This is a genomic window from Streptomyces sp. AV19, from assembly GCF_015999245.1.
Lineage (GTDB): Bacteria > Actinomycetota > Actinomycetes > Streptomycetales > Streptomycetaceae > Streptomyces.
Genome location: NZ_JAEAMR010000003.1, coordinates 221930 through 232156, shown reverse-complemented (window position 1 = coordinate 232156; position 10227 = coordinate 221930). Strand labels below are relative to the sequence as shown.

The window sequence follows — 10227 nt, the reverse complement described above, 5'->3', positions numbered from 1 at the left end:
GGGGGGGGGGGGGGGGGGGGGGGGGGGGGGGGGGGGCCCGGCCCCCCCCCGGGGGGGGGCCCCCCCCACTTCCCCGTTTCCGCCCGGCCCCCCCCGGGGGCGTGCCGCGCGCCCCCCCCCCCTCGACCGGGGGCTCCGCCCCCTGGGCCCCGAAACCGCACTTCGCGCGGTTGTCCTCGAACTCCCCGGAGGGGGCAACCCCCGGACGGGCTGAAGCCCCCGGCCCCCTTGCGCGCGGCGCGACAATGGAGGGCGGTGCAGACGATCCTGGAGGTATGTACATGTGCGAGTGCGAGCCGAAACAGGCTCCCGGCCCCGGCGGCGGTGGAGCGTCCGCCCCGCGCCGCCTGAAGCCCGCGCCGCTGCTCTTCGAACCGCCGGAGGCCGTCGCGGAGGCCGAGCACTTCTTCGACCTCGAGTCGATCGAGGACCCGCGCGAGCTGCTGGCCCGCTCGACCGAGCTGGCGCTCGCCTTCCGCGCCGCCGCCGACCGCGCGGTCGAGTTCCAGGCGGTGGCCGCGGCCCAGCTCGCCGACCCCCGGCGGTTCGACCGGCTGCCCACGGCCGCCATCGCGGAGCAGGCCGAGTGGAGTGAGGACTACACCAGGAAGATGGTGGAATTCGGCCGGGAGCTGCTGCGCGGCAGCAGAGCGGCGGACTGACGACCGCCGCCGCCCGGTCCCGTACGGCCCATGACCTCACTCATGGGCCGTTGGCATATGCGGGCCCAAACTAGCGCAGCCCTCGCCCCACTGTCCCGAATTCCCGCAACTGCCCTTGCCCGCCGCCATGTTGGTGCCGATCATGGGACATGGACACCAGGCCGCGCGCCCCGCGCCCCACCCGCACCCCGCACCCCGCCGTCCGGGTCTCCCCCGCCGGCGCCGACTGGCTCGCCTCCGCGAGCCCGTTCCCCCGCAGCGTGCTGGCCCTGTGGACGGACAATCCCCGCTCACCGCTCGTCCTCCCGTGCGGCACGGCCTTCGACGTGATCGGCGTCCCGTCGCTGTTCGGCCGCCGGATGCTCGACCGGCTGTGGTCGCAGGGCCCGGGCTCCGGCCCGGTGGCCGCCCAGCACGGCCGGCTGCTGCTGTTCGCCGCCCCGGGCGCGGCCCAGCGGCTGCCCGCGCTGCTCGGCTGGGAGGAGTGGGCCGCCGCGGTCCCGCCGCTGCTGTGCCTGGGCGCGGGCGACGCCGTGACCGTCCCGGCGCCCCTGCCGCCCGACGAGACCGAGCCGGCCCCGCCGTCCTCCCGCTGGGTCGTCGCCCCCGACGTGCGTCATCCCTGGCTGCCGAGCCCCGACATCCTGCTCTGGGCCTGCGTCCGTACCGCCCGGGCCGGTCTCAAACATACGGATTTTCTTTCCACCGGATCAGGGTGCTAGAGTTTTCTCTGTCAGCAGGCGCCGCTAGCTCAGTTGGTTAGAGCAGCTGACTCTTAATCAGCGGGTCCGGGGTTCGAGTCCCTGGCGGCGCACAGACGGAGAAGACCTCCTCACTTCGGTGAGGGGGTCTTCTTGTTTCACTCCTTGCTCATCCGCACCGTCCACGCCCCGCCCGGTGCCCGCCCCTGGACCGTCACCCGCACCCCGTCCGGCTTCACGGTCAGGGACTCGCCCACACCCAGCGGGGCGTCGGCCAGCGGCGGGTAGACGGCCTCGCCCGGGCACGCCTGGGTGCCCGGATGCCCGTCCACCACCTGTACGGGCCCGCCACCGGACGGCGTCTCGCTGTTCACCCGGTAGACCAGCACCCCTTCCGCGCAGGTGGCGGCGTCGTTGCCGGACGCGGCGCGGACCTCGGCGACGATCGCGCCGGCCGGGCCCGTGCGGGCCACCAGCAGCCGGGCCCGCTGGTCCTGCCCCGCCCGCATCGGGGCCTCCAGCGGCACCAGGGTGTGCAGGCCGCCACCCCGGGAGGTGACGCAGTCCACCTGTCGGGCGTCGAGCCAGCCCAGCTTCCACTTGTGCCAGCCGAAGGGGTCGGACGCGAGCCCGAACTGGCTGCCCATGAGGTCCCAGTCGCCGACGTGGGTGTCCCAGTCGCCCTTGCCCTCGGTGGGCCGGTGGTAGAGATCGGGCAGGTCCAGCACGTGGCCGGTCTCGTGGGCGAGGACGTTGCGGTCCGGCGGGTGGTGTTCGAAGACGGTGACGACGCGGCGCAGCTCGGCGCCGTCCACCTCCAGCGGCCGGTCGAGGTTGACGACCTTGGTCGCGTCGGAGTCCACCCCGGGGGCGTCCGGGTCGGCGACGAGGTAGACGAGGCCGTAGCGGCCGAAGTCCACTCCGCCGTGCGCGGCGGCGATGGCGTCACGCAGATAGGCGGTGCGCAGCTCGCCGTCCCAGTCGCGCTGTATCCGGTACGCGGTGGAGGGCCGGGGCATCCGGAACCAGCGGTTCACCGGGTGGGCGCGGACGGTGAACCGCCCGTAGGAGGCCCGTTCGAAGAACCGCGCGGTGCCGGGGAAATGGTCGGCCGCCAGTTGGGCGGGGGTGGCGACCGGGCGGGAGTCCGGGAAGGAGAGGAAGACCATGACCGCGTCCAGCCGGCCGAGGGGGCGCGGGTAGGAGGAGTTCCAGGTGTCGATCCCTTCGGAGTGGTGGGCCTCGCTGCGCGGGAGCGCGCAGGGCCCGCCGGGGCCGACCGCCCGGGCCGGACCCGCCACCAGGGTCGCGGCGATGGCGCACAACGAGGTCAGCATCGCGCCCAGGCGGCGCAGGCGCGGCCGTTCCACCCCCGTGGGTGTCTGCGGACGCACCACGTCGACCTCCCGGACGGATTCGGGACACCGCCTTCAGCCTCAGTCGAATTGTGGTGATACGCCCTGTTCCAATCCCCCGGTCGAGTGACTCGGCCGACTTCTGGGTACATCACCCTCAGTCACGGACGGTCAATCGAGACGACATCGGGGAGCACGCCCGCACAACCCCGGCCCCCGGCGCACATGGACACGCGGATCGCCACATTTGCAGCATGGAATGCCCCAACGGACGGCTATATGCCGTCATTTCCAGCACGCTTTTCGAGCACGCCCACGGAACTGCACTGGAACGGAACGCCGCACGGACAGTGCGGAACGATTGCCACGCGGGAGCGAGCGGTGAGCGGAACCCTCGACGGCCAGGGCGGCGCGCCGGGTGCGACGGTGCCCGTCGTCACAGAACGCAACGTCACGCAACGTAACGTCAGCGCGAACGATTTCCGCGCTGCCTTCCGGGCCGCGCACCTCGGGATGGCCGTCGTCGGCCCCGACGGTCTGGTGCGCGTCGCCAACGACGCCCTCGGCGCCCTGCTGGGCACCGACCCGGCCCGGCTCCAGGGCTGCCCCGCGGCCGATTTCACCGGCCTGCGCGAGGACTCCCGGACCTGGAACACCTACCGGGAAGTGCTGCTCGGCCGCCGTCCGCGCCTCAACTGCACCCGCCGGCTGCGCCGTCCCGACGGCCGCTCGATCTGGGCCGAGGTGACCGTGACCCCGCTGCCGGGCGGCCGCGACGCCCTGCTGTCGGTGGCGGACATCAGCGAACGGCGCGACCTGCGGGCCCGGTTGCGGCATCTGCGGATGCACGATCCGGTGACCCGGCTGCCCAACCGCAGCCTGTTCTTCGAGCGGTTGGCGGCGGCACTCGCGGCCGCGGACGGCCGCGGCCGGATCGGGCTGTGCTACCTGGACCTCGACGGGTTCAAGGCCGTCAACGACACCCTCGGCCACCGGGCCGGCGACCGGCTGCTGTGCGCGGTGGCACGCCGGCTGCGGGAGTGCGCGGCCGCGGGCGGCCATCTGGTGGCCCGGCTCGGCGGCGACGAATTCGCCCTGCTCGTCGAGGAGTCGGCCGGTACGGAACAGCTCGTCGCGCTCGCCACCGCCGTCCAGGCCGCGATCCAGCGGCCGTTCGAGGTGGACGGCCAGCGGCTGGCCGTCTCGGCGAGCATCGGCGTCGTCGAACGTCCGGCGGCCGGCACGCACGCGACCGAGCTGATGCAGGCCGCGGACACCACGCTGTACTGGGCCAAGGCGGACGGGAAGGCGCGCTGGGCGCTCTTCGACCCGGAGCGCAACGCGCACCGGATGACCCGGCAGGCGCTCTCCAGCACGCTGCGGCCGGCCGTGGAGCGCGGCGAGTTCGTCCTGCAGTACCAGCCGCTGGTGGGGCTCGTCGACGGGGTCGTGCGCGGGGTGGAGGCGCTGGTCCGCTGGCACCACCCGCAGTTCGGGACGCTGGCGCCGAATCGGTTCATCGGGCTGGCCGAGGAGACCGGCGCCATCGTGCCGCTGGGCCGCTGGGTGCTGGAGACGGCCTGCCGCCAGGCACGCCGCTGGCAGCTGGACCGGCCGGACGAACCGCTGGTGGTGAGCGTGAACGTGGCGGTCCGCCAGGTCTGGGACTCCGACCTGGTCGCGGACGTGGCCGCGATCCTCGACGGGACGGGGCTGCCGGCGCGGCTGCTCCAGCTGGAGCTCACCGAGTCCGCGGTGATGGGATCGGCGGGGCGGCCCCTCCAACAGCTGCGCAGACTCAGCGACATGGGCGTCGCGATCGCGATCGACGACTTCGGGACGGGCTATTCGAACCTGGCGTACCTCAGCAGACTGCCCGTCTCCACACTGAAGTTGGACGGGTCGTTCGTCCACGGCTTCCGCATGGACGAACACCCGAATCCCGCCGACGAGACGATCGTCGAGGCACTGGTGCAGCTGGCCCACCGGCTGGGGCTGACGGTGACGGCGGAGTGCGTGGAGAGCGCGGAACAGGCGGAGCGGCTGGGGCGGATCGGGTGCGACACGGGGCAGGGGTGGTTCTATTCGCGGCCGGTGGGGGCGGAACGGATCTCCGCGCTGCTGGGGGCGGGGGCGGGAGCCGTGGTGTGAGGAGTTGCCCCTGCCCCTCCGGGGGAGGGACAGGGGCAACTCCCCCTACGCCGCACCCCCCGGCATCCCGTACGCATCCGCAATCAGCGAAACGCTCCGCACCTTCGCCTCGGCGCCATGCACATTCGCCGTGATCATCAGCTCGTCCACCCCCGTCCGCGCCGCCAGCGCGTCCAGCCCCGCCCGGACCTCGTCCGCCGTCCCGTGCACCACGTTCCCCAGCCAGTCCGCCACGAACTCCCGTTCCGGCTCGCTCCAGTCGTACGCCTCCGCCTCCTCGGGCGTCGGCACCAGCCCGGGACGGCCGCCGCGCAGGCGGAGCATCGACAGGGCGGAGGTCATCACCTGCCGCCGCGCTTCCTCGGCCGTGTCCGCCGCCAGGGCCTGGACGCCGATCTTCGCGTAGGGGCGGTCGAGCACCGCGGAGGGGCGGAAGGAGGAGCGGTAGAGCTCCAGCGCCGGCAGCGTGTTCGCCGCCGAGAAGTGGTGGGCGAAGGAGAACGGCAGGCCGAGCGCCCCCGCCAGCCGCGCGCTGAAGCCGGACGAGCCGAGCAGCCACACCGCCGGCCGGCCGGCCCGCTGGACACCGCCGGGCACCCGGCCCTGGACCGGGCCGGGCACGGCGTGGATCCGGGCATAGGGATGGCCGTCGGGGAAGTCGTCGTCCAGGAAGCGGGTCAGCTCCGCGAGCTGCAGCGGGAACTCGTCCGCCCCCTCCCCCAGCCGGTCGGTACGGCGCAGCGCGGCCGCGGTCGCGCCGTCGGTGCCCGGCGCGCGCCCGAGACCGAGGTCGATGCGCCCCGGCGCGAACGCCTCCAGCGTGCCGAACTGCTCGGCGATCACCAGCGGCGCGTGGTTGGGCAGCATCACCCCGCCCGAGCCGAGCCGGATGCGGTCGGTGTGCGCCGCGAGGTGGGCGAGGATCACGGCCGGCGAGGAGCTGGCGACGCCGGGCATCGAGTGGTGCTCGGCGACCCAGAAGCGGTGGTAGCCGCGCCGCTCGGCGAGACGGGCCAGCTCGACGGTGGTGGCCAGCGCCTGGCCGGCGGTCCGGCCGCTGCCGACGGTGGCCAGGTCCAGTACGGACAGCCGCACCGGGGCCGCTTCGCGAGTGGTCGTTCCGGACTGTGCTTCGGCCACGGTGGCCCGCCTCCCTGCTCACAACGTCCCGGGTCGCGACGTTCTCGACGGAGGCCAACCGGAGTCACTCTCCGTTTTATTCCCGCCCCTCTTCCCCACGAGCACTCCATGCATGAGGCATATGCCTTTGACCTGCACCACAGAACAGAGGCACCCACTCCGCGCCGTTTCTCGCCAACAGCCTCTCCGGAGGGCCCCCTTCGCCCCTATCGTGAGAAGCGGAACACCCGCGCAACCAGCCAAGGGGAGACCGTGGCGCTCAAGCCCGAGCCGATCACACCGTTCCACTCGGTACAGCAGGCCCTGCGCGTCCTGGAGGCGGTCACCAGGCACGTCGGCGGAGTCAGCGAGGCCCAGCTCGCCCGCGAGACCGCCCTGCCCGTCGGCCGCCTGGCACCGCTGCTGTCGATGCTCCACCGCGAGCACTACGTGGCCCGCGTCGGCAACGGCGCGTACGCCGCGGGTCCCGCGCTGGGCCTGCTGGCCACCGGCGCCGGGCGGGAGACCGCCCTGACGCACCGGCTCCAGGACTCGCTCTCCCGGCTGCGCGACACCATCGGCGCCGCGGTCTACCTGAGCAGCTACGTCGACGGCGAGGTCCGGATCACCCAATACGCGGACGGGCCGTGCACGCCCCGGGTCCACGAATGGGTCGACTTCCGCACCGCCGCCCACGCCAGCGCCGTCGGCAAGTGCCTGCTCACCCAGCTCGCCCACGACGACCGGCGCGACCACCTCGCGCGCCACCGGACCGCCCGCTTCACCTCGCGGACGATCACCGACGAGCGGACGCTGCTGACCCGGCTCGCCGCCCAGCCCGCCACCGTGCCCGTCCTCGACCTCCAGGAGTACGCGGTGGGCACGGTCTGCGCCGCCGTCCCGATCACCGCCGGGAAGCGCGTGGGCTCGCTCGCCCTCTCCCTCCCGCTCGCCCATGCCCACCGGCTGCGCCGCGCGGCGGAGGAGCTGAACCGGCACGCGGCCCCGATGCTGCTCTCGCTGGCCCTTCACTGAGACCGGCCCTTCACTGAGGCGGGAGCGCACAGCGGAGGAGCACGGAATTCCGGGGCCGGAGGGCCCTGCGGGACGGGTGGTACGAAGCACCCCTCGGGAGCAGGTAGTATTTTCTTCGTCAGCAGGCGCCGCTAGCTCAGTTGGTTAGAGCAGCTGACTCTTAATCAGCGGGTCCGGGGTTCGAGTCCCTGGCGGCGCACCGACAGAAGAAGGCCCCTCACCTTGGTGAGGGGCCTTCTTCGTCACACGGATCAACCGGGGTCACACGGATCAACCGGGGTCACACGGATCAACCGGGATCGGACAGCGGGGAGAGAGGAGCAGCCAGGTGCCCCAGCACCGCCGCACGACGGCAGCCGGCCTGATGACGCTGCTGCTCCTCATGGTCACCGCCGTCCTCGGCCTGTCCGGCACCGGACCGGCCGCCCCCGCCACCACCGCCTCGGCCACCGCCACCGCGGCGAGGTCCCTGCCGGACCACCGGCCGGACGACGGCGCGTACGCCGTCGTCCCGCACGCCGGTTCCCGCGACGACAACGGCGGCAGCTGCCGGCCCCTCGACGTCCCCTTCAAGGGCACCGAGGCGGTCGTCGCGCACGGCCACACCGACCCGCTCCTGGCGGCCGGCGCCGCGCGCTCCCCCCTGCCCCGGGCACCCCACCAGCGACTCGGCGTCCCCAGGGCACCGCCCACGACCGCCGCCGGTGCCGCCGAGCTCCTCCCCGTCCTGCGGATCTAGACCCGCCCCGCACGGCCCGCCCCGGGCCGCGCTTCGGCATGTCCGGATTCCGTACGACCTCAGGAGCTTCGCCCCCTCATGTCCAACGCCAAGAAGACCACCCCCAAGAAGAGCACCGCCAAGAAGGCCGGTCCCGGCAAGGACCGGGCCGCCCGCTCCCGCCGCCTCGCCGCCGCCGGTGCCGTCGTCGCCCTGATCGTGGCGGTGATCGCCGCGGGCATCGCCATCGCCAAGAGCTCCGGCGACGACGACGGCAAGCCGTCCGCGTCCTCCTCCGCCGACCCGCAGCAGGTCCTCTACGACCAGGTCGAGCGGACCACCAGCCGCCGCGCCAAGGGCGACCCGATGGCCGTCGGCAAGCCGGACGCCCCGGTCGTGCTGGTGGAGTACGCCGACTACCAGTGCTCGTTCTGCGGCCGCTTCACGCGCGAGAGCCAGCCGGAACTGATCAAGAAGTACGTCGACGAGGGCGTCCTGCGGATCGAGTTCCGCAACTTCCCGATCTTCGGTGAGCCCTCCGTCCGCGCCGCCCGCGCCTCCTGGTCCGCCGGGCAGCAGGGCCGCTTCTGGCAGTTCCACGACGAGCTCTACGCCAAGACCCGCAAGGGCGACGCCCTCGCCGAGGACAAGCTGGTGGACATGGCCCGCACGGCCGGCGTCCGCGACCTCGACCGCTTCCGCTCCGACCTGAACGGCTCCGCCGCCGCCGACGCCGTCAAGAAGGACCAGGAGGAGGGCTACAGGATCGGCGTGTCCAGCACCCCGTCCTTCCTCGTCGGCGGCCGGCCCGTCGCGGGCGCCCAGCCGATGAAGGAGTTCGAGGCCGCCATCGCGCAGGCCAAGGCCGCCGCCGAGGCCGCGAAGGCCGGCAAGTGAGCGACATCGGCTACCTCGCCGCCTTCCTCGGCGGCGTCCTCGCCCTGGTCAGCCCGTGCAGCGCGCTGCTGCTCCCGGCGTTCTTCGCGTACTCGCTCGCCAGCCCCGGCCGGCTGCTCGCCCGCACCGGCGTCTTCTACCTGGGGCTGGCCACCACCCTCGTCCCGCTGGGCGCGGCCTCCACGGCCGCCAGCCGGCTCTTCAACGGCCACCGGGACGCGCTGGTCACCGCGGGCGGCTGGATCGTCATCGCCCTGGGCGCCGCCCAGATCCTCGGTCTCGGCTTCGCCTCGCGGAAGGCCCAGTCCGCGGCCGGCCGGATCACCCCGACCACGGCCGCGTCCACCTTCCTGCTGGGCTGTGTGTACGGACTGGCCGGCTTCTGCGCGGGGCCCATCCTCGGCTCGGTGCTGGCGATGACCGCCATGCGGGGCGACGTGACGAGCGGTGCCGCGATGCTCGCCGTCTACGCGCTGGGCATGGCGCTGCCGCTGTTCGTCCTCGCCCTGTTCTGGGACCGCTTCGGGCTGGGCCGCCGGCGCTGGCTGCGGGGCCGTGAGCTGCGGCTCGGGCGGCTGCGCCTGCACACCACCTCCCTGGTCTCCGGGCTGTTCTTCATCGGGATCGGCGTCCTGTTCCTGCTGTACGACGGCACGACCGGGCTGCCCGGGCTGCTGGACGCGGACCAGGAGGCGGGCCTCGAGGAGACCGCCTCCCGGCTGGGCAACGCCGTGCCCGACTACGTCCTGCTGGCCGTCGCCGCGCTCGCGGTGGCCGGCGTGCTGGCGCGGATCGCGCTGCGCCGCCCGCCCGCCGCCGAGGAGGAGGACGCGGCCGACGGTCAGGAGAGCCGCACGTCCGAGCAGGCGTAGAACGCGTTGCCGGTGTCGGCGACCGTCCAGACCGCCAGGACCAATTGCTTGCCGGTCCGCCCGGCGGGGATCGTGCCCTGGTGGGTGACCGTGGCGTCCGGTGTCCGGCCGTTGTAGGGAACCGTCAGGAACGGCTGCGGGTCCAGGCCGGCCCGGGTGAGCGGGCGGGCGGGGTCGTAACGGTCGTTGGTGAGGTAGTAGCGGAAGTCGGTGGTCGCGTGCCGGGCCGTCAACCGCCAGCGGAAGTCCGCCGGCCGGCCCGCCGCGAGGTCCGTGGCGGGCCACTGGCCGCCGCGCGGGTCGTCGAGCTCGGCGAAGCGGCTGTTGCCGCCCGCGCAGAGGGTGCCGTCGGCGGGCCCGGAAGCGGGGAAACCCTTCGGGCCCTCGACGCTCTGCGGCTCCCACTGGATCTCGCCGCAGTCCCGCACCGTGCCGTTGGCGCAGAACTGCTGGCGGCTGGTGGGCGCGTCGGTGTAGCCGTGCGCCCCCGCACCGCCGGTGGAGAGCAGGGAGACACAGGTGACACCGATGCCGACGATCACCGCACTGATCTTTTTGCGCATGCTTCGCTCCTGAACGTGGGGGGTTCGGTGAGCCGGTGATGGGGGATGCCGGGACGACGGAGCGAACAGGGGAACGCCGCATACCGGCCATGCGGTCCAGACCAATACGGAGGCTAGCGCCGAGCAAATAGTCATGTCCAGGCCAAAGTTGGCA

Annotated in this window: 10 protein-coding genes and 2 tRNA genes; 9 read left to right on the top strand and 3 right to left on the bottom strand. The window is 73.4% G+C overall.

Annotation, left to right across the window (positions count from 1 at the left end):
* The first annotated feature begins 275 nt into the window (after positions 1-275).
* The 3 genes from I5Q34_RS01090 (at position 276) to I5Q34_RS01080 (ending at position 1476) form a co-directional block, all read left to right on the top strand.
* Positions 276-662, top strand: coding sequence for a hypothetical protein (locus tag I5Q34_RS01090; RefSeq protein WP_374192948.1), 387 nt, complete (start codon positions 276-278; stop codon positions 660-662).
* 149 nt (positions 663-811) lie between these two features.
* Entirely contained in the window at positions 812-1384 is a 573-nt protein-coding gene (locus I5Q34_RS01085; RefSeq protein WP_199890156.1) for a bifunctional DNA primase/polymerase, read from the top strand.
* 18 nt (positions 1385-1402) lie between these two features.
* Positions 1403-1476: transfer RNA gene (locus I5Q34_RS01080), tRNA-Lys, on the top strand.
* A gap of 45 nt (positions 1477-1521) precedes the next feature.
* On the opposite strand, the gene I5Q34_RS01075 is transcribed toward I5Q34_RS01080, so the two are convergent.
* Positions 1522-2760, bottom strand: a complete 1239-nt coding sequence (locus I5Q34_RS01075; protein ID WP_199890155.1) for a M6 family metalloprotease domain-containing protein — start codon at positions 2758-2760, stop codon at positions 1522-1524.
* 339 nt (positions 2761-3099) lie between these two features.
* Between I5Q34_RS01075 and I5Q34_RS01070 the strand changes: the two genes are divergently transcribed.
* The gene (locus I5Q34_RS01070; protein WP_199890154.1) at positions 3100-4869 is read left to right on the top strand and encodes an EAL domain-containing protein; all 1770 of its coding nucleotides are present in this window, start codon (positions 3100-3102) and stop codon (positions 4867-4869) included.
* A 45-nt stretch (positions 4870-4914) separates the two neighbouring features.
* Here I5Q34_RS01070 and I5Q34_RS01065 read toward each other — a convergent pair whose 3' ends face one another.
* Positions 4915-6009 carry an LLM class flavin-dependent oxidoreductase gene (locus I5Q34_RS01065; RefSeq protein WP_199890153.1) on the bottom strand — a complete coding sequence of 365 codons (1095 nt, stop codon included), beginning with the start codon at positions 6007-6009 and terminating at the stop codon, positions 4915-4917.
* A 252-nt stretch (positions 6010-6261) separates the two neighbouring features.
* Between I5Q34_RS01065 and I5Q34_RS01060 the strand changes: the two genes are divergently transcribed.
* From I5Q34_RS01060 to I5Q34_RS01040, 5 genes are all read left to right on the top strand, one after another.
* The gene (locus I5Q34_RS01060) at positions 6262-7023 is read left to right on the top strand and encodes an IclR family transcriptional regulator (RefSeq protein WP_199890152.1); all 762 of its coding nucleotides are present in this window, start codon (positions 6262-6264) and stop codon (positions 7021-7023) included.
* A 125-nt stretch (positions 7024-7148) separates the two neighbouring features.
* Positions 7149-7222: transfer RNA gene (locus I5Q34_RS01055), tRNA-Lys, on the top strand.
* 129 nt (positions 7223-7351) lie between these two features.
* Positions 7352-7762, top strand: a complete 411-nt coding sequence (locus tag I5Q34_RS01050) for a hypothetical protein (RefSeq protein ID WP_199890151.1) — start codon at positions 7352-7354, stop codon at positions 7760-7762.
* A 78-nt stretch (positions 7763-7840) separates the two neighbouring features.
* Positions 7841-8638 (top strand): DsbA family protein, encoded by a 798-nt coding sequence (locus I5Q34_RS01045; protein WP_199890150.1) that lies wholly within the window; start codon positions 7841-7843, stop codon positions 8636-8638.
* Positions 8635-9510 carry a cytochrome c biogenesis CcdA family protein gene (locus I5Q34_RS01040; RefSeq protein WP_199890149.1) on the top strand — a complete coding sequence of 292 codons (876 nt, stop codon included), beginning with the start codon at positions 8635-8637 and terminating at the stop codon, positions 9508-9510. Before I5Q34_RS01045 ends, I5Q34_RS01040 begins: the two co-directional genes overlap by 4 nt.
* Here I5Q34_RS01040 and I5Q34_RS01035 read toward each other — a convergent pair.
* Positions 9480-10073, bottom strand: coding sequence for a lytic polysaccharide monooxygenase (locus I5Q34_RS01035; RefSeq protein ID WP_199890148.1), 594 nt, complete (start codon positions 10071-10073; stop codon positions 9480-9482). The two genes, I5Q34_RS01040 and I5Q34_RS01035, sit on opposite strands and share 31 nt — an antisense overlap.
* Between the last annotated feature and the right edge of the window lie 154 nt (positions 10074-10227).

Excerpts from the sequence above, each read along its gene's own strand:
- I5Q34_RS01090 (WP_374192948.1), top strand. The coding sequence starts at position 276 with ATGTACATGTGCGAGTGCGAGCCGAAACAGGCTCCCGGCCCCGGCGGC.
- I5Q34_RS01085 (WP_199890156.1), top strand. The coding sequence starts at position 812 with ATGGACACCAGGCCGCGCGCCCCGCGCCCCACCCGCACCCCGCACCCC.
- I5Q34_RS01045 (WP_199890150.1), top strand. The coding sequence starts at position 7,841 with ATGTCCAACGCCAAGAAGACCACCCCCAAGAAGAGCACCGCCAAGAAG.
- I5Q34_RS01035 (WP_199890148.1), bottom strand. The coding sequence starts at position 10,073 with ATGCGCAAAAAGATCAGTGCGGTGATCGTCGGCATCGGTGTCACCTGT.